General features: G+C 41.6%; 16 protein-coding genes. 5 read left to right on the plus strand and 11 right to left on the minus strand.

Going from position 1 to position 20277, the window contains the following annotated elements:
* Position 1: 1 nt before the first annotated feature.
* The 3 genes from V7K89_RS17130 to V7K89_RS17140 all read right to left on the minus strand — a co-directional run bounded on the left by V7K89_RS17130 (position 2) and on the right by V7K89_RS17140 (position 3466).
* Positions 2–934 (minus strand): hypothetical protein, encoded by a 933-nt coding sequence (locus V7K89_RS17130; protein ID WP_335189135.1) that lies wholly within the window; start codon positions 932–934, stop codon positions 2–4.
* A gap of 166 nt (positions 935–1100) precedes the next feature.
* The gene (locus V7K89_RS17135) at positions 1101–1877 is read right to left on the minus strand and encodes an RNA polymerase sigma factor SigF (RefSeq protein ID WP_335189137.1); all 777 of its coding nucleotides are present in this window, start codon (positions 1875–1877) and stop codon (positions 1101–1103) included.
* 752 nt (positions 1878–2629) lie between these two features.
* On the minus strand, positions 2630–3466 hold the full coding sequence (locus V7K89_RS17140; RefSeq protein WP_335189139.1) for a photosystem II manganese-stabilizing polypeptide: 837 nt from the start codon (positions 3464–3466) through the stop codon (positions 2630–2632).
* A 265-nt stretch (positions 3467–3731) separates the two neighbouring features.
* Between V7K89_RS17140 and V7K89_RS17145 the strand changes: the two genes are divergently transcribed.
* Positions 3732–3968 carry a hypothetical protein gene (locus tag V7K89_RS17145; protein ID WP_335189141.1) on the plus strand — a complete coding sequence of 79 codons (237 nt, stop codon included), beginning with the start codon at positions 3732–3734 and terminating at the stop codon, positions 3966–3968.
* 284 nt (positions 3969–4252) lie between these two features.
* The gene (locus tag V7K89_RS17150; RefSeq protein ID WP_335189143.1) at positions 4253–4600 is read left to right on the plus strand and encodes a hypothetical protein; all 348 of its coding nucleotides are present in this window, start codon (positions 4253–4255) and stop codon (positions 4598–4600) included.
* 110 nt (positions 4601–4710) lie between these two features.
* Here V7K89_RS17150 and V7K89_RS17155 read toward each other — a convergent pair whose 3' ends face one another.
* Together V7K89_RS17155 and V7K89_RS17160 are read right to left on the minus strand one after the other, a co-directional pair.
* On the minus strand, positions 4711–9759 hold the full coding sequence (locus tag V7K89_RS17155; protein ID WP_335189145.1) for an nSTAND1 domain-containing NTPase: 5049 nt from the start codon (positions 9757–9759) through the stop codon (positions 4711–4713).
* 136 nt (positions 9760–9895) lie between these two features.
* On the minus strand, positions 9896–11227 hold the full coding sequence (locus tag V7K89_RS17160) for a P-loop NTPase fold protein (RefSeq protein ID WP_335189147.1): 1332 nt from the start codon (positions 11225–11227) through the stop codon (positions 9896–9898).
* 902 nt (positions 11228–12129) lie between these two features.
* Between V7K89_RS17160 and V7K89_RS17165 the strand changes: the two genes are divergently transcribed.
* The 3 genes from V7K89_RS17165 (at position 12130) to ftsZ (ending at position 15346) form a co-directional block, all read left to right on the plus strand.
* Positions 12130–12963: a cell division protein FtsQ/DivIB gene (locus V7K89_RS17165; RefSeq protein ID WP_335189149.1), complete on the plus strand. Its 834-nt coding sequence runs from the start codon at positions 12130–12132 to the stop codon at positions 12961–12963.
* A 730-nt stretch (positions 12964–13693) separates the two neighbouring features.
* Positions 13694–13978, plus strand: a complete 285-nt coding sequence (locus V7K89_RS17170; protein WP_335189151.1) for a hypothetical protein — start codon at positions 13694–13696, stop codon at positions 13976–13978.
* Between the two features lie 60 nt (positions 13979–14038).
* The gene (ftsZ, locus tag V7K89_RS17175; protein ID WP_335189153.1) at positions 14039–15346 is read left to right on the plus strand and encodes a cell division protein FtsZ; all 1308 of its coding nucleotides are present in this window, start codon (positions 14039–14041) and stop codon (positions 15344–15346) included.
* Between the two features lie 480 nt (positions 15347–15826).
* Here ftsZ and gshB read toward each other — a convergent pair whose 3' ends face one another.
* The 6 genes from gshB to V7K89_RS17205 form a co-directional block, all read right to left on the minus strand.
* Positions 15827–16801, minus strand: coding sequence for a glutathione synthase (gene gshB / locus V7K89_RS17180; RefSeq protein WP_335189155.1), 975 nt, complete (start codon positions 16799–16801; stop codon positions 15827–15829).
* A gap of 232 nt (positions 16802–17033) precedes the next feature.
* Positions 17034–17306, minus strand: a complete 273-nt coding sequence (gene grxC / locus V7K89_RS17185; protein WP_335189157.1) for a glutaredoxin 3 — start codon at positions 17304–17306, stop codon at positions 17034–17036.
* A gap of 129 nt (positions 17307–17435) precedes the next feature.
* Positions 17436–17597 (minus strand): PEP-CTERM sorting domain-containing protein, encoded by a 162-nt coding sequence (locus tag V7K89_RS17190; RefSeq protein ID WP_335189158.1) that lies wholly within the window; start codon positions 17595–17597, stop codon positions 17436–17438.
* Between the two features lie 54 nt (positions 17598–17651).
* A complete protein-coding gene (hflX, locus tag V7K89_RS17195) occupies positions 17652–19397 on the minus strand; it encodes a GTPase HflX (RefSeq protein ID WP_335189223.1) in 1746 nt (581 codons plus the stop codon).
* Positions 19398–19629: 232 nt separating this feature from the next.
* Complete coding sequence (locus V7K89_RS17200) at positions 19630–19959, minus strand: type II toxin-antitoxin system PemK/MazF family toxin (protein ID WP_335189160.1); 330 nt, start codon at positions 19957–19959, stop codon at positions 19630–19632.
* Positions 19937–20158, minus strand: coding sequence for a hypothetical protein (locus V7K89_RS17205; RefSeq protein WP_335189163.1), 222 nt, complete (start codon positions 20156–20158; stop codon positions 19937–19939). Before V7K89_RS17205 ends, V7K89_RS17200 begins: the two co-directional genes overlap by 23 nt.
* Positions 20159–20277 lie beyond the last annotated feature (119 nt).

Here is a 20277-nt window from a genome sequence, read left to right on the forward strand (position 1 = left end):
TTTATGAAGCTCCCACATTAAAGGTATTTTGGGGGGGCGTTGTCGCTGAAATAGGATTGCCAGTAGCAGATGCAGCTGACGGCGTTGAGTTGACAGCCCCTTCCCCTACCATTTTGGCAACTTCAATACCATATTGTTCCAAAATCACAATGGGATTGTAGCCTTGATTCATTTCAATACGTTTAATCAGTACCCCATTTGCTAATCGCTGTCCCGCCTGTACATAACGACTTGTCGGCTCATCGGGTACTTTGATAATTGCCTGTGGTTCCTTGCTAATTAGAACTACACCAGTTACAACTACTGCCCTTGCTAACTCAGGCTGTGCTGGTGGTGGCAATACAGAGACTAAAGTGGGGTTAGGGATAACTTGAGGCAAAACTTTAGGCAACACTGAAGTCAAGGTAGGATTGACTTTTTTTGGTATAGAAGAAACGTTATTTTTCTTTGGATTTAAAGCTATGCTACGTATTGGAAGTTTTCGTCCTGCTAGTGATGCAGTAGGTAGCTTAGGCGATACGGTAACAGGTCTGTTTGAAGCTATGCTGCGTGTTGGAAGTTTTCGTCCTGCTAGTGATGCAGTAGGTAGCTTAGGCAACACGGGAACAGGTCTTCCAAATGTTTTAGGCATTCCGAGAACCGTCTGCCCGAAAAGTTGTGTAAAAGGATCGCTTCGATCTTTTGATATCACAAGTTCTCGTGCCCGCTCTGTAGCATTAGTGGATTGAATCAAGCTAACAGATGCAAGATTAACTTGTGAAACCTGTTTAGCAGGTATCACTGGATTCTTAAAGGATTGAGCCGCTAATGGCGACTTTTTGGCTATTTTGGGAATTGGCACGGGATTGATAGCTTGTTGTGTATCTTCAGAAGCACATCCAGCGATCGCCAAAGTTAGAATAGCTGCAATTGTAATTTTTGAAGTTCTGCCCATGAGCCTTTCTCAAAAGCCATTGGAAAATTGAAAATTGGAAATCAACATGCCTAAAATTTGGATCTAAGGCAAAGTATGTTCCCTTTATAACCTAATTTTTTAAATTTCAAGGGTGATTTTTAGTACTGCCCACGCAGTATAACTGCGGTTTTGTGTTTGTTTGCAGTCAATCTTCTGCCACACCCATAAGCTCTTTCATTAAATCCAGTCCTTTCTTGACTCTACGGGAAACTGTTACTACACTGATGCCCAGATGTTCTGCAACTTGTTTTTGGGTCAAATCTTGCAAAAACACACATTCCAACACATCGCGGGTGCGTTTTTCTAGCTGAACCAACGCTTGTTGTAAGCGAAGTTGGTCTTCTTGTGCCAGTTGAAAGCTGCGATAGTGAGGATCTGGAACCAATTCTCCCAAGCAGGTAGAACCTTCTTCTCCATCTTGGATTGGCACATCAAGACTCAAGGGAGCGCGATTAACCCATGCTAATTTAATTTCTTGCCATTCGTTTGGAGAAATTTCCAGTGCAGCTGCTAATTCCGAGTCGGTTGGTTGACGATTGTGCTTTTCACGCCAAGAACGTGATACTCCTATTGCTTGCTGTTGGAGTGCTAACCATCTCCGAGGAATTCGCACGGTGACACCTTTATCTCGGAGATAGTGTTGAATTTCACCCCGAATATAGGGAAGAGCATAGGAACTGAAGGCATGTCCCTTGGAAAGTTCAAATCTTTCAATAGCTCTGATTAAACCCAAACATCCAACCTGGAGCAAATCATCGTAGGTTTCATGACATTGATTTGTCCAGTAGTGAGCTTCTTTTCTCACCAGTCCAAAATTGAGTTTTACTAGTTGATTGCGGATATTTTCTGACGGACATTGCTGATATTCTCGCAACAACTGCCAAATTTCGTGCTTTAGTTCAGTGGTGACTGTGGTAGGCATAGCACCGGGTTTATTGAGCAAATAAAGAATCAATTATTCGCTTTTAAATTCAGCTGCGATCGCACGATATCAAAGGAAATATTGCGCTATACTTCCTAGTAAATGCTATGGAAAATAATAAAGATTTTCTCTCATAATCCCATAGTTTACTGACAATCGAGCAAAATTTAAACGGGCGAAATCGCTATTTACGTTGGTTACTTATCTTTAGTATGGGCTGTAGCTGTTTTAGAACTACATAGGAATAAAATATAAAATTAATCACTAAATATCAAACCGAGATTGTACTTAACTTGAATTAATTAATGATGAAGTAAATTTAGAGAAACAAAACAACAGTAGTTGAGCTTTTGTTTGAAAAGCAAAAGTTGGATTTACAGTAAAATTACGTGCTCTTTCAACTAAAATTTATTCAATAGTTAAAAATCACTAAATAATTTAAAAAAGTCCTATGTATATTTACGCAAGCCCATAAAAAAAGGGCATTTCACCCTTTTTTGTACTGAAGTCTATATTCTTTTAATGAAAGGGAAAAGGTTAAAGGAATGAATCAAGCTACCTATAAGACTAAGGAATAAAAATCTTCCCAATTGCCAGAGCTATTTTACTTAGATTTAACTTTTCCTGATTTTTGTAAAAAATCTATTTACCCTCTTGAAAAAAGAGGGTAAATAGGTTAAATTTTGCGATCAAGTCTGATACTTACAGAATTATCGTTCTGAGTACCAGTCAGTTTCCTTACTTTCGAGGATTTAGCCACGAGTCGGTTCAACCCGTCCATAAAATAGACCGCGAATCTTGACTTCTTTAGGTTCGCCAGCACCTAAATCTGTATCAGATGGCTGTTCGCTCTCGAAAGTACCAGCAATTTCACCACTAGAGCCATCTATTTTAGCGATTTGCAGAGAAATCTTGCCATTAAGATTTTCAGCACGCTTGACGTTAGTGCGGGTAAGCTCTTCATCATCTGCTTGGGCGGGGAGAGCTACGGCATTATCGTAGCCACTGACGACACCACGACCTTTGGGATCTAGGAAGGCAGCACCACGATAGGAAGGAACTTTGAAAGTGCCTTCAAAGTCCGTGGAGGTGTTAATACTGGTCAAACTGGGTTGGGTTTGAGCAACCAAGTTTTTGATAGTGAAGAGGAAAGGTACTCGCTCACCACCAGGAAGTTGCACAGTAATGGCTTGGAAGTCAAGACCATCAGTTTCCACAAAGGTCAGGCTATTATCTGAGTTGATTTTTAGGTTGCCTTGCACCTGGTCAATGGTGGAAGTGTATCTGGTCAACAATTTGCCAGCAACAAATTCTGCTTCTTGGCGTTTATTAGCAGGTTCTTCTTTGATGAAGAAGCTAGTTGGTTCCAAGCAAAGTTCTTTGATGGCATAGGACTGGCTAGAATCAATGGGAATGGAGCCACGGCGTGTTTCTGTTAGTTGGGGGCATTTGTTAGCCAAGCCAGTGCCGCGAATTTGATCGTAAGTGAGTACATCTCTACCACTACTGCTAGCAGGAGCATCACTACAAGCGGTTATTAGCCCCAGGCACAAAGCCAAGAATGCAACAATTAAAGCGCGATACCTCATGGTCAACCTCAATCTCAAAAATTAATATCTAAGTTGTAAAACTGCATCAAAGCTTTAATCTTTGATGAGAAGTCGCTACTCTGCGAAAAGCTACCTTTGGTCAGACACGCCTTTGCTCTGATTAAGAGGCTCAAGCAAGTGTCCGGGCGTCTAGGTTGTCAACCGCTGCTCAAACTTTTCTGTTGCTAAACGTAGTTAATACGTATCGCTCTCTTGAGCTTGGGATGTAAACCCCAGACTAAGTAGCACACTGCATCCATTTTGGATGTGTCTCACTAAGGGAGCAAAAAACCAGCAGTTTTACTGTTGGTGGCATTTATTAAAGTTGGGCGGGTGGATGAATAAACCTCACACAGAGCAGCATAAATGCTTGCCTCAAAGAGTGCGAACAGGGATGTCTGCTTCGCACTTTGCTTTTGCTTATGGCAAAAGCAGCGTCGCCCAAGTCTTTTTGTATCATGTATGTGACGCCACTACATACAGCCCATTGTTTGATGGGTAAATCAGCCAGATCATACGATTTTTTTTAACTCAAAATCAAAGTTATCAAAATCCAAGAAAGTCTCCTTATGATCGCATCTAGCTTCTGTAAAGCCTATGCTAAAGGTTACTACGCTCTTTTTGGAGCGATCGCAATTGCTTTTGATAAAGATACAAATCTAGTTATATTCACTCCTAACTAGGGCAAGTGAGGAGATGCGGTAACAGGGAGACAACTGACAAACTAGGGAAAATTAAAAATCTCCGGTAAATTTGAGTTGACCTCATTTATAGGGAAAGGGTGGGATGAACGATCGCAAAAATATTGAATTAGAGAAGTTGTCTAGTAAACTGCAAGCGATCGCAACTGTGGTGTCTGATGCAGCTACAGCTTCTGAAGGCGATACTGTAGCTCTTTTGGCTTTGCTGCGGCAATTGGAGCAGTTGCACCGAGAGATCCGGGATGGGGTTTTTCAAGAGAGTTTACCTGTTAACCGTCGCCAACTTTACTCACTACTGAAAGATATTGAGTCTGAGGGAGGCTGGCCTTACATTGAGCGCATGAAGCTACAAGCCTTTTTGGCGAATTTGCCACAAGAGGCTCCCGAAGAAAATAACCATGAAATTTTGGAGAGCGATCGCTCATGCGGCTGATTAGCTCAAAATTTATTTCTAGCTCTGAATTAATAACTTTGATCGCCTTATCAACCGCTAAACCAAGGGCGGTTGCTCATTGAGGCTTCAACCTAATTCCTAATTCGTAATTAAAAAGGGTTTGTCCGGGTTATGCCATCACAAAGAAGGCGATCGCGCTCCTCAAGATTATGGTTGTGCTTAAGGTAATCACCCACCCAATCGCAACCACGAACAAGCAGATCGTCAAGATGTAAATTCCACAGAATTATTGTGTTGTCATCACTAGCTGATGCTAGTGTTTGACCATCTGGGCTAAAACTGACACTTAATACCGGAGCGCGATGCCCATTGAGACTTTTAATTAATTTGCCATCACGGCTCCAAAGTTTCACTGTACTGTCCCAACTGGCGGCGGCGAGTAATTCACCATTGGGGCTGAAAGTCACGGCATTGACGCTATCACTGTACCCCTTTAATAAGGTTTTTAACAATGTCCCATCCCGTCGCCACAGTTTCACGGTGTTATCCCAGCTGGCAGAAGCCAATAACTCGTCAGTAGGACTAAAACTGACACCCAACACCCAGCTATCATGGGGTGAGAAAGTTTTGAGCAAAGTACCATCCTGCCGCCAAAGTTTCACAGTTTGATCGTCACTGGCAGAGGCTAAAACCTGACCATCAGGGCTGAAATTCACGCTATTTACCCAACCCTGATGTCCCACTAAGGTTTTGAGTAACTTGCCCTCACGGTTCCAAAGTTTCACTGTTTTATCTTTGCTAGCTGATGCTAAAAACTGACCATCAGGGCTGAAATTCACGCTCATGACACTATTGCTATGCCCGTGGAGAGTCATGATTAAAGTACCGTCCAACCGCCAAAGTTTCACTGTTTTGTCAAAACTTCCTGAAGCCAGCATTTCACCTTTGGGGTCAAAACTGACACTAGTAACTTCATTTGTATGCCCCACCAAAGTTTTGTAAAGTCGGGTTTTGACCTCGCCACTACTGGTGTATCGTTGCCAAAGTTTGACAGTGCGATCGCGACTACCAGAAGCTAGCATCTGGCCATCGGGACTCCAAGCAACGCTCAAAACTCGCTTCCGATGCCCTTGAAGAATAGACGGTTTTGGAGCATCTAAACTCCATAGTTTTATGCTTTTGTCGAAACTTCCTGAAGCTAACAATTTGTTTTTTGGACTGAAAGCGATGCTAACGACAGCATCACTGTGTCCTTTGAAGGTTTTGAGTAAAGTACCAGTGATACTCCACAGGTTTATGGTATTGTCTTCACCTGCGGAAGCTAACTTTTTACTATCGGAACTAAAGCTCAAACTCCACACCGTACCGTTATGCTGCCGTAAAGTTTTGTAAGGAAAAAAGTCAAAACTGTCTTTAGTGTTGTTATTTTCCCGCCGCCAAAGCTTTACTGTCTGATCTCGACCTGCTGACGCCAGGAATTTACCGTCTGGGCTGAAAATAGACACAATCACGCCTTGCTTATGTCCTTGCAAAGTTGTAACCAGGCTACCGTCCCGTCGCCAGATTTTCACTGTTTTGTCGTCGCTGGCCGAGGCGATGAATTGACTATCAGGACTGAAGTTTACCCAGTTAACCCACCCTTGATGTCCTCTCAATATTTTTACTAGGCTACCGTCTTTACGCCAGAGCTTTACAGTTTTATCCTTACTGCCAGTAGCTAATAATTTGCCATCAGGACTAAAATTAACGCTGTAAACCCAATCTCCATGTCCTCTCAAGGTTTTATATGGTTTGGGGTCAAATTCACCTGTAACCGAGTTTTTATGCCAGATTTGCACTGTTTTATCAAGGCTAGCGGAGGCTAGGGTTTGACCATCTGGGCTAAAACTTATACAAGTAACAGCATCAGTGTGACCTTTGAGGGTTTGGAGTAAAGTACCATCAGGATGCCAAAGTTTCACCGTCTGATCTCGGCTACCTGATGCTAGCAATTGACCATCTGGGCTAAAAGTCACTCCCCAGACGATATCAGTGTGCCCATCCAGGCGGTTAACCTCAGTTACCCCGTAAACTGCTTGTTGTAGGGCTGTTACCACCCGCATTCGGGTATCTGGCTGAACTCCATCTGCTTGTTTAAGTTTTCTCCAAGCCCGCAAACTTTCTAATAGGGCATCAAATTCTTTATTAGAGGCAAACAAAGCTTCACTAGCAGCAGCGATCGCACTAATTTTCAAGTTAGTTTCACTGCGTTCAGCTCGTAGAGTTTGACGAACTGCTGCTCTTTTTTGTAAGTCGGCTTGCCACCATAACGCTGCGATTGTTCCCCCCATAATTGCTAGAATTGCGCCTGCTATCCGTGCTTCCCGCAGTCGTCGTTGCAATACTAAATTTAGTTGCTTTTGACTAAGTTGTTGGGCTGCTTCCGCTCTAGTTTTTTCAAGTTTGATTTTTTCTAATTCGGCGAGCATACCATAGTTGTTTTTTTGGCGAATTGGTTCAACTAAATAATCGTGAACCAACTGGTAGCGATCGCCTAACTCTTCTCTGACTCGCAATACCAATCCTGAACCTACCAATATTTCTAAAATCAGTTCTCCAACTTGGTCAAAGCTTGAGATTGTATCTATATCATAATTATTCACTAATGCAGCCGCTAAATCAGCTTTGGTTTTTAACGGTCGTGTCCCCTTTTCATCAGTTAACTCAAATAATAATTTCCAACTTAACTCTTCGTTTTCTTGACCGCAGTCTTTGATAACTTCCCCCAACCAACGTTCCACCAATTTTGCCGAGCCACCACAAAGCTTATATTCTGCAAGTGTCGTAATGTTTTCTATTTGTAGTTGAGCACCGACTATTTGTAATTCAATTGGATGTACTTCATCTAGTTCTCCTGTCAAATCCTGGACTAATCGGTTAATTAATTCCTCACTCAGTTCGTAATGTGAACGTTGAGTAAGACTGTGAATTATAGCTTTGGCATCTTGGCTAGAGAATTTTCCTAAATAGTAGCGAATGTCCTTATCAAGAATATTTTTATTAATTACTCCTAAATCATATAATCCAGTACTTTTTTTCTGACTCAAACGTTCAAATTCTAATAAATGATGTAAGTAATCTTCTCGTAATGAAAGAATAATTTTTACATAAGAGATATTTAAACATTCACTAAAAAATTTATAAAATTCTATTCTTTGTGTAGGAGGATTATTAATAAAGAAAAATTCTTCAAACTGGTCTAATATAATAACTATTGTATAATTGCGCTCAGATGCTAACCGAATTTTTTCTAGTATGATGGTGGGTGTAGAGTCAAGATTAACCGATATTCCTGTGTATGCTATTGCTTGGTTGATACTAGCGATTAAGATTGTCATCCAATCAGTATAAACAGACAAAACAATTGGTATAGGAATGCGTTCCCCAATAACTTTTCCTTTGAGTGCTGGGACTAAACCCGCTTTGAGAATTGAACTTTTACCTACACCAGATGGCCCATAAATAACTGTGAGTTTGTAGTCAGCACGGGCAATTCTTTCAATGAAGCGATTGACATCTTGTTGCCGTCCAGAAGCAGATATTTCTTGAGCAATTTCTTCAGGAATAATCGGTATTTTGTGAGGTTCCAGTACTGGGTTAATTCTAGGGCGTTGTGGCTGCAATTGACTTGCGCCGATGAAGGCACGAAAGCCATACTGATGTTCTATTTTAATTTTTTCTTGTTTTAGCTTAAAGGCTTCTGTATAGTTATGACATTCAAAAAAGTAAAGCGATCGCAGTTCCTCTAAAATCTCTAAGTAAAGTAATGGCTGATGTTGTAGCTCACAAACTATCCTTGCCCATTCCAAGTTATTGATAGCTTCCTCCGACTCACCCAAATGCCGTTGTGTACGTGCTAGTAAGAGAAGATGCCAACTTTCTTGTCGTCGTCTTTGCAAAGCATCTTGCAGAGAAACTTGTGTTACTTCTTCGGAGATAGAAAGTGCTGTATTTGCTAATTCATAAGCCAGTACCCAATTCGATTCTGAAGCCGCCACATTTGCTAAAAAACCATAATTTTGGGCAATTTGTGCGGTAGTTCCATAAGTTTGATGTAGATGTAATGACTTTTGAGCTAATTGTTTTAAATCATCCCAGGCTTGTAAGCGTTGCAGCATTTCACAAGCAGGCAAAATGAATTTAGCAACTAAGTCTTCTCTTTGTACCTCCTCTAATAGCTCCAAGCATTGTTTAAACCACGATAGAGCATGTTCGCAATAGCTACTAGTATTGTGGTATAAGTCTGCCATTCGGTGATAACAAAGCCCCAGGTGGAATAGTACTATTGCTTGCTTTAGTAAAGATGAGGGGGGCATAGGTTGAGGACATGAGAGGGGCAAAGAAGAATTACTCTCCCACTCTGCTACCCTCCTCGCTTCCTGCTGCCATAATGCTAGGCTTCTTTGATAATTGGCTAAAGCGCCATTAATTTGATCGTTGGCGTATTTATCTCGCCCCAACACAAATTCTAAACTAGCTTCTAATCCTGGTGTTAATTTAACGCCATATAGGCGTAGTAAATCATTACGGGCTGATTCTATTTCGTGGCGGTGTTGGGATTTTGGATCTAAATCTAGGAAGGCATTAGATAAAAACGTTTCAGCACCTGCTTCTAAAACTTTGTCAAATAGAGATTCTTCCTCTTGAGAAATCAAAGCAATTAAATCTGCTTTGGCCATTTCAAATTTAATAGTGGTTGCAGCCCAGCTTTTGAAATCAGGCGCTAATCTTGAAAGCAATGATGCCACTTCATCCTGTAGCCACAACACCACTGGAAATGGAAAAGTAGCAGCATAGATATCTCGTGCTTGGTTGACACCTGTAAGTAAGTTTTCTAGGTCGGTAGTTGACTCAATACCGAAAATCATTACAGCAGACGGTAAAGAGTCTGTAAGGACGGCAGGATTATCTAAAGATAGTTCTGAGATTATTGTGCTGTGTAAAGAAGTAGTTGATGGATTGAGAACGATTTCTCTGATATTAATTTCTTTGGTATTCGAGCGAATATTTTCTAACATTTGCTCACGTAATCGCCCATAGTTACATCGAACTAAAATCAGAGCAAATTGACCTTCAGAAAGTGCGATCGCTCTAATCAATCTTTGCAAAGTATGCTGATTTTCTTTGGTGTAGACGCGTAGCTGTTTGTCATGAGGCATTGGATATGAGGCATTGGATATGAGGCATTGGATATGAGGCATTGGATATGAGGTATTGAATATGGGGCATTGGATATGGGGCATTGGCCATTAGTCCACTAACAAATGACCAATGATGACAAATGACAATTGACTGTTACTTATTTTGTTGCCAAGCCAAAACTTTTTCTGTTTCTGCCAAGGCTGGACTGATACCAAACCAGCGCCCCACAGGATCGCGATATTCAAACAAATACATACTTCTTAGCAAGCTCTGATAGTCAGACTCACCTTTAACTCTCTGCTGCTGTACTACTTCAAACAATAATTCCCACTGGGACTCATCAATAGCTAATAGTAGATCGTCGCGGTAGTCCTTAATCACGGCTTCTAAGCAGTCCCTAGAAAAAGGCGGATCTTGTCGTTGCAGGCAGCTATAAAGTAAGCCCAGTAAGTTACGAATGTGACCACCACTAACACGGCATAGACGATCCAAAGTTTGAGAGCAATCGAATAATTCTGTAATTAATAAAAGTCTGCTATTCAAAGGAACTTCTGGAAAAGCTCTAGCTAGAACTAACTGGCGCACTAGTGACATTCCTGGTTCGTAGTCACTATCATCTCTTTGCCGTACTAATACCATCGGCAGTACTTTTGGTGCAATCCCTCCCCCCAAACGATTTTTCAGTGTCTCATACTCATTGGAAAAAATTAACGCCAAGGGAATTGTATAAACTAGGTGGCATTTAAGTCGGCGTAACTGTTCGCCTCGGTCGATGAAGAGATATTCTGGTTGCGATCGCCCGGATGCTAAGGGACGCATATCCACTCGATCCAAATTATCTACAATCACTACCAGTCCTTTTTGACCTCTTAGCTTTAGCTGTTCAACAGCCTTTTCTAAAATTTCTTCGTTAATCGCTTGCAAAATACTATTGGTTCGTGGTTCCAGATATTGCCTTAGTTGATTCCGCATCTGGTTGCTATCTTTAGTTTTGGCAGTAATTTTGGCAATACCCAAGGACAACTCTGCTTGTCCAGAAAGTTCTATGGGGCTTTGCAAAAAATCACCTACTTCTTTAAACAAATTAGTAAAATAACCAGGTTTAAGTTTGATGCCAATGCCTTCTAAACTGGCACTGACTTGACGGGCTACACTCAGCAGAATATCGCTGATATCAATATCTGCCATGTCCAAGTCTTGACTGGACTCAAAATAAACCACATGAAATCCCGCTAATTCTAGTTCTGTCTTGAGGCGTTGCAATTCCGTTGATTTACCACAGCCAATGTGACCAGTAAATAACTGACAGGTTGGCTCATCAGGAGAAATCCGAATGATAGTCCGTTGCAATTCTTCGACAATCTTGCAACCACGTACATCAGCAAAATCTATGTAATACTGCCGATCTAGTACGTTACTTATATTTAGCGTGTAGCTGGGGTTACATGCTTTATAAAAACGTGACAAATTTAATGTCGTTTTCATGTACGTAAAGGTGTATGTAGATGCAGTTTAGTTTGGATTTTTTATACAATTAATCCCTATCTGGGATGGAGACACAGGATTGATTCGCAAGGTGGTGGTGTCTTACAAAAGACAGCATTTATAGCAGGATTACTGTCAGTAATATGGTAAAGATTTAATTGACCCTAATAGCGAATGGCACGCTTGTTAACGCAAACCCATTATCTACAAAGCTTTTAGTTGTGGGGTGTAGGGTGTGAGGTATAGTGAGGTTCGCGCCAGCGTTGCGTAGCAAAGAAATTTATTTATGTTCACACTTATTTTTACTTTTCTTGATTTTTTCCGAACCTACACCCTACCCCCTATACCCAGACCTGGCAAGGATTTCATTTTTTATTTGTGCCATTCAACCCTAATAGCCTTAAGCATATCTGTCCTTTTTACACCTACTATTAAGGTTTTGACAATTTCTCGCTTTTGTTTGACCTGTCACAAAATTATATAGCTGAGTACGTGTGTAAAAAAAGCGACGATACTTCATGGTTGTTATTTTGGATAGCTGATGAGACTAACTAGTATTAATTATAGCAATGCATACATACTTTGGGAATAGTAATACCATTTAATGTTCTATTTGTCAAAAAAACAAAGTCCTAAATATTTCAATTAATATTTTGTAATCTTTAAGAAAAAAATCTTCACAAATAACTTGTCAAAAAGACTACAGTCAGTTAAAAATGAACACCGGAAACTTTAAATGAACGATGACTAGCGCCATAATCCTTGTGTAGTTACTGTAAAGTGTTACTAAAAACAAAAAAAGTCTTGAGGAGAGTGGCTAAAACATGCCAACAGTGTTTACCGAAATTAACAATGATACAAGCGTGTCAAGGAATTTAGATTGCAAGCAAAAAGGGGTGTGAATGGCTGGCATAATATCAGTTTCCCGCACGCATCTAGCCCAGCGTCGTCAGAAATTGCGTCGGCAGCGGCAGATGAGAATTATTCAAGCTATTTGGCGAACTTTTGCCATTACTGGCTTGGCGGGTGGATTGCTGTGGGTGGCAGTCCAACCAGTGTGGATGCTAAAAACTCCTAAACAAATAGTGATGAAATCAGGTAATAAATTACTGTCGGATCAAACAGCTCAGTCATTATTGGTGCTGTCTTACCCTCAGTCTTTGTGGCGGATTGAACCATCGGCGATCGCTAACTCTTTGAAGAAACAACCAACTATTGCCCAAGCGAGCGTCAGACGCCGCCTATTTCCTCCTGGATTAATCATTGAAATCCAAGAACGAGTACCTGTAGCGGTAACTCAAACACGTGGCAACAAAAAAGTAACAATCGGCTTACTAGATGCAAGTGGGGGCTGGATGCCTTTAGAAAAATATACATCACTGAATCCCACTAAAAAATTACCCAATCTCAGAGTAATTGGTTCGCCAAATCAATATTGCCCCTACTGGACTCAACTCCATGAAGCTGTGAGCCAAAGTCCCGTGAAAGTGATGGAAATTGATTGCCAAAATCCAACAAATTTAATTTTGAAAACAGAACTAGGAAATGTTTATCTCGGTGTTCCAGGCCCCCAGTTATCTGAACAAATTAAGGTACTCGCCCAAATGCGCCATTTAGCAACAAAATTTAATTCCGATCAAATAGAGTATATTGATCTGAAAAATCCTGAATTCCCATTAGTACAAATGAACCAAAAAGACCAAAAATTAACTCCCAAAATTCCTAAAAACATCTAGCGTGTTTATTATTTTGATAGCTCCTAGTAAATTAAGAAGCTTTATGCTGATAAATATATTTATTATTTTCAGTTTTCCAGCAAATCGCACGAAAATCGGCATTAACTTCTAATTAAAATGAGAAGATTAATCATAAAATCTCTATTGCGAGTAACAGACCCTCAATTGTTACCTTAACATCTAATAGTAGGGTGCAAGATGTCAAACAATCTAATGATGGTCTTTGGCGTGCAAAACGCCTTGTGCCCATACATTCTTTGACTAAACCCAGTGCAAAAAAAGAAAAAATTGCTTGAGCTTTTCATTTAGATCGGACTCGTGAGCAGAGGGCACTGATGAGAACGGTTTGCGCCGCCTTCCAAGTGCAGAGGCAAAAAAGCTCTAGCTTTGGTCTGTTGAGGACACTTCCAAAGACAGTTTACCGAAGTTTCAATCTGTAACGAAAAATGCCACCCAAAGTTGCGTAAGCATTGCTTTTGGGCAATAAGTTTGGACTACTCTGTGCTGTAATTCCTATTAGGTGACAAAATCTCTTAGAAAATCTTGATTTGTTGGCCGCACTAGTCAGGGTTCTTGTCAGATAGACTATTGCTCCAACAAAGTGTCCATTGAGACCACCCAAACAACAAATTAATCAGGTATAGTCTGACAAGTAAATTCTTGCTTAGTTTAACCTTAAGGATAAGTAAGTAAAAGGTAAATTTTGTGTCTAAAGTTGCAATCATCCCCAATGGTCAAACCTATTAACAATATTATTGAGGCAGAGAAGATACGCTGTAGTGTGTCTTTACAAGTTATGCCCGCCGCTGAAAATAATCAAGAGATTAATGTCTGGTTGAAGTTATACAGGTCAGTTTTAGATAAATATAGGTATACTTCTCTAGAATTGGCTGTGCGATCGGCTGTGTTAACAGCTTATCTCATAGCAAATTTTCGCACTGCTAATTCTGTTAGGCTTGGCAGTAGTGAAAACAATAAAGAACAACGCCATAGTATTGTGGCATTGTCAAACTAAAGTTGACTCTTAGGTGAATAACACCTGAAAAAGTCGTTTATCTACCCTTTCACAAATCCAATGACACTTGATAATAACCAAGGACTTAACTATAAAAATTCCCAATCTACGGGACAGCCGGGATTCTCTCTGGCAGTTAACTCAACCAATCCCTTTAATAACTCTGGACTGAACTTCGGGCAAAATCACGATAAGAAGATTTCTCCGGAAAATAGCCGAATTGGCGAGATTGTTCCTGGTCGGGTCGCTAACATCAAAGTGATTGGTGTCGGCGGTGGTGGTGGCAATGCTGTTAACCGCATGATCGAGTCTGATGTCTCTGGGGTAGAGTTTTGGTCAATTAACACTGATGCCCAAGCTCTTACCTTAGCTGGCGCTCCAAGTCGATTGCAAATTGGGCAGAAGTTAACACGGGGTTTAGGAGCAGGTGGTAATCCTGCTATCGGTCAAAAGGCAGCTGAGGAATCACGGGACGAAATTGCTACGGCTTTAGAGGGTGCAGATTTAGTATTTATCACTGCTGGTATGGGGGGTGGTACTGGAACGGGTGCAGCACCAATCGTGGCAGAAGTGGCCAAAGAAATGGGCGCTCTCACTGTTGGTGTAGTCACACGTCCATTTGTTTTTGAGGGACGCCGCCGCACCAGTCAAGCAGAACAAGGTATTGAAGGATTAAAAAGTAGAGTAGATACACTGATCATTATTCCCAACAACAAACTTCTGGAAGTGATCCCCGAACAAACGCCTGTGCAAGAAGCTTTTCGCTATGCAGATGATGTGCTGCGTCAAGGGGTACAAGGTATTTCTGATATCATCACAATCCCCGGTTTGGTAAATGTTGACTTTGCTGATGTCCGAGCAGTTATGGCAGATGCGGGTTCGGCATTGATGGGAATAGGCGTTAGCTCTGGAAAATCCAGAGCTAGAGAAGCAGCGATCGCAGCTATTTCTTCACCATTACTAGAGTGTTCTATTGAAGGCGCTAGAGGAGTTGTATTTAATATTACTGGTGGCACTGACCTGACTTTGCATGAAGTGAATGCAGCCGCAGAAGCAATCTATGAAGTAGTTGATCCCAACGCCAATATTATTTTTGGGGCTGTAATTGATGACAGGCTTCAAGGTGAGGTAAGAATTACTGTAATTGCCACCGGATTTACAGGTGAAGTGCAAGCTGCGGTACAACAAAGCGTGCCTAACGTTCGAGTAGCACCGAATACCTCAAAGCGTCCAACAACACAGCAACCCCCTGTTAATCCCCCAACCTCAACTCCAACTCCAACTCCAACTCCAATTCCAGAACCAAAAGAAAAACCTGGATTAGATATACCTGATTTTCTGAGAAACCGACGTACACCAAGGAATTAAAAGATTTTGGATTTTAGATTAACTTAGCAGTCTCAGGTCAGGCTGAACACTGTATAAAATCTGCTACTTCCGCCAGGGTTTTACCAAGGGCAGGGATAAGCAATCTTTTGCCGTCCCCAATTTTGTCAATTGGTAAAAAAACTCGTCAACACTACTTTATAGAATGAATTTGGGCAGGAGTCTACTGGCTTGCATGTCCAGCTATGCTTTAAGAAGAAAACAATAGGAATACCTGCCCAACTAAGGATGCATCACCGAAAGCGTAGCGGTAGCGAGTCCACGAGCATCCGCAAGAGCGTCACAGCCCGTTTTAGATAGACTATTGATACATCTACCCTTCACCATCTGTTAAACTCATTTTCCGCACAAGTAAGTATACTTGCTAAAAATAAGTAGCATATAAAACCCAATTTACATAAGTGTCCAAAGAAAGTCTGTTTGCTGAGAAATAGGACATCAACCAAAAAAAATAAATGTAAATTATTTTTGGATTTTTAATGTCTGTTCAATCCATTGAATAACCTGATGACCAAGGTGAGTACCATCTAGGCGGTCAATCTCACGAATTCCGGTAGGACTAGTGACGTTAACTTCAGTTAGGTAGCCACCGATAACGTCAAGACCTACAAAAATTAAGCCGTCTTGACATAAGCGTTCGGCGACTTGAGTACAGATTTCATACTCTCTTGGGGTAATTTCGGTTTGAGCGACTGTACCACCAGTTGCCATGTTATTGCGAAAATCTGTTCCACTAGAAAGGCGATTGAGCGCACCAATTGGTTCACCATTGAGCAGGATAATTCGCTTATCTCCCTCTTTTGCTTGTGGTAAATAGGTTTGCACCATTACTGGCACTTTACCTTGGAGGGTACTGAGTTCAACAATGGAGTTAAAATTGCGATCGCCTGATTGCAAAAATAAAATTCCTTCGCCAGCTTTGTTACCCAACGGTTTGAGAACTGCTGCCCCCTTTGCTTCCATAAATTGCCGGATAAACTGCTTATCAGCACTGACAATCGTTTCTGGAATCGCTTTGGTAAACTGAAGGGCGTACATTTTTTCATTTGCCCCTCGGATGCCACTGGGACTGTTAATCAACAGAGTTTTATTTTGGTCAATGTAATCGAGAATATAGGTAGCATATAGGTAAGAATCATTGACAGGTGGATCTGTCCGCATAAATACGGCGTCCATTGTTTCTAAAGAAGTTAAGGAGGAATCGCTCAACTTATACCAAGGATTCGCCGCTACCCAGCGTCCCTCGACTAACTGTACTGGTACAAGTTCGACTCGCTGTAGGACAGCCCAAGCTTTGCCCTCCGCCACACTCAACAGATTTGCCTGAGTCACCCAAACTTCATGTCCCAGGATTTGGGCTGCTTCAATTAAGGCAACACTGGTATCATGAGACGGATCAAGTAGATGGATAGGATCAATGATAAAAGCCAGTTTCACCCTTTATACCTCAATCACCAAGAAATTAAATGGTTATTCAATTATTATCTCTTGATGCTCTTACCAATTGATGTACATATTTACTGCTGAGTAGAATCTGGAGGGTAAAGTCTTGTGGGCAGATTGGTTTTGTGAGCAAACCCGTAGACAAGGCAACGCATTGTTTTTTTAGAGTTGTAGCGACTACCGTGTAATTTGCAATGGTTTGTCGCTAGCGCAATACTTTCTGAACCTATACGCTATTGCTAGAAGTTAGTAGCTTATCTAGCTTGCCTTGACTTTCTAAAGCGTGGATATCATCACAACCACCAACATGATTGTCGTTGATGAAAATTTGCGGTAAAGAACGGCGTCCATTTGCTCTTTGAGCCATTTTATTTCTGGCTACTTCATCTCCATCAATGCTGTATTCGATAAATTCAACTCCCTTGTTTTTCAGCAAACTTTTGGCACGAATGCAAAACGGGCAAGTCCTCCAAGTGTAAATTTCTACTTTTGCAGCCATGATGTCCTCAACTTGATTTAATACTTTTTAATTTTAGAGCTTTGCCACTGACTGTGGCTGCTTTATTCCTTGATAACCTAATCTACAGAAATCGTTAATGTAAGTAGGCAAAAATAAATAAAAGTAATATTAAGTGATGTAAAAAGGGAAATATTTTTTGTTTTTCTTCTGGAGTCCGAAAACACCCAAGGCAAATAATCCTAATACTGCGGTTGTACTGGGTTCAGGTACTTTTTTCGGTTGAGGTGCAGGGGGTTGATAATATCTATTATTTTCAATGGAAAATGCCATAGTTACTATTAACTACAGCATTTTCAACTAGATATTAAAAATTTATTTCAGTATTTACTGAGAATCAACGGCGTATTCAATCAGCTTGGCAAGGCGCTGACGTAGGGTTTCTAATCCCAAGCGCTGACTCGCGGAAATAAATACCGCCAGGGGAAATTCTTCTCTAGCTAGAGCTAGTGTCTCACTATTGGCTTGATCAATCTTGTTAAAAATCACTAGCGCCGGGCCAGGAGTTATTGGCATTTGTGCCAAAATTTCTCTGACTGAGCGAATATGACGCAACCAAGCAGGGTGAGACAAATCTACCAAATGTAGTAGGGCATCGGCTTCTGTGACTTCCTCCAAGGTGGCGCGGAAGGCATCCATTAATGATGCAGGCAGTTCGTGTATGAACCCTACCGTATCTGTAATTAGAATTTCCTGATGTTCATTTGTTTCACCATAAGGAATCGCCAGACGGCGCGTTGTGGGATCGAGAGTAGCAAATAACTGGTCGGCTGTATAAACTTCTGCATTAGTCAGGGCATTTAGCAAAGTGGATTTACCAGCGTTGGTATATCCAACTAAAGCGACTGAAGGAACTTCCTGATGCTGTCGTCGCTGCCGTAACCGCGAACGATGGGCTTGCAACTGGTTCACTTCTTTTTGCAGTCGGGAAATACGCTGTCCAATGGCACGGCGTTCAGTTTCCAGTTTTGTTTCACCAGGGCCACGAGTCCCAATACCACCACCCAATCGGGACATCGTGCGACCTCTACCAGCTAGTCGCGGCTGCATGTATTCTAACTGTGCTAGTTCTACTTGCAACTTACCAGCACGAGATTGAGCGCGTTGGGCAAAGATATCCAAAATTACTTCGGTGCGGTCAACCACCCGGATACCAATTTGCATTTCTAAGTTGCGGACTTGGGAAGGTGAAAGGTCGCGGTCGAAGACAACGAGGTTAACTCCTAGTGTTTGGGCAGTTAGGGCAATTTCTTGCACCTTACCTTCACCAACTACTGTCTGGGGATGAACGCGCGATCGCCTTTGTTGTATTGTCTGTAATACATCTCCCCCAGCAGTATCAACTAAACGCCCCAATTCTAATAGAGTGTCTTGGAATTGTAGGGGAGTCATCTCACTGGTCATCAGCCCCACAATCAGCACGCGATCGTGGTCAGCATCTACTTCCTGAGCGACATATTCGCGCTGGAATTCCGCTTCCAGATTTTCTACTAAATCTACTAAATCCTGCTCTGCCAGATCGTCCAAGTCCAGAGGTGGCGATATATTCCAACTTGGAGATTGGATTTGGCTTTCCTCTACTTTGAGAGCCGCAGGACTAGTAATCAGGGTGCGAGACTCTTGGGGTGTCAGATGAGCTAGATAAGCTTCTTTGACATACCCAGTCGCACCGCCGCCCCGCCGTGTAAATCCGGTTCCGGTAATATTTAGGACAACTAGGGCATCTAAGCGTTGCAGTGCCATCGCCGTGAGCGCCGCTTCGTTGGGCGGTTCTGGCTTGAGATGGGTAGCAATACAACGAATACCACTGAGTCGTTCTGCACCGTAACGGGGCAATTCCATTGGTGGTATTTGCGTTTGGCGCGGTGTGCCTACCCCGACGCGAATCACTTGTCCGCGACGGTTAATGTAGGCGCACACAGGCTGATTGACTTCTGTGCTAATTGCTGCCATACGCTGGGAAAACTCAGGCGTGGTGATGCGATCGCCTGGTATGCGCTGGTGATACAGCCGCTGTAGTTGCTTCAGCTGGCTGGACTTCAGACCTTGGAGATTTCCAAAAATAGTTTCTATAGGCGTTTATGACCAGTTAAATGGCCCCTCAATTCCTTCTATGTCTATTTTACAACAGGGTTTAAGCTCCTATCTCTCTCCTTTGAGGGATGCGTTAGGAATTAGTTCACGGTGGGTATTTATTTGAAGCTATTTTGATGGTAGTGCTATGTACACCGTTGAGCAATGGTTTTTATTCACGCTGTTTTTGAATAAAGATAAATTTGTAGCGATCGCTTTTAATTTCAATTGCTTAAAATTGAGGCTTGATATGCAAATCCCATACTTCTTTTAAATGCTTTGCATCTAATTCAGAAATTTGCCCTATTTTAGCCAGCAATAAAAACTGTTCTAAACAATTTAATCGAGACAGACGCACGGTTGAAGCAACACGCAAGCCACTTGCAGCCCAATCATTTAGAGGTACATCATTTTGTGTGCGTGGTTTTGCAGATGTAACTACTGCTACTACAACATCATTTCCATCTATCCACAACACAAGCACAGGGAGCTTTTTGGAACTGCTACCGCTAGTAAATGGAATATCTGCTACCCAAAACTCACCTGCTTGGATAGTCGTCATAAAGTCCTTCGTCTTCTGGTGCGTAGCCGTTCAAAAAAGCGTCATGGTTGCGGGTACTTTTGGGTTCTTCCGCTTTTTGTTGGATGGTGATTACCCAGCGTCCTGTAGTTATATTTTCCAGTATTGATTCTGGGAAATTCAATTTCTCCCCTGGTTTTAGTTCAATTTCATAAGTCAGAGTAGTCAATTCATTTTGCATAAATGTTAGTTAGGATTTTTATAATGTTAGTCTAATTCATTTACGGGCGATCGCTTTTAATTTCAGTTAGTATTTTCAGTGGAAGTGTGAAAGTGATCGCTACATTAGTTTAGTGTTTA

This window comes from Nostoc sp., assembly GCF_036917515.1.
Classification (GTDB): Bacteria; Cyanobacteriota; Cyanobacteriia; order Cyanobacteriales; family Nostocaceae; genus Nostoc.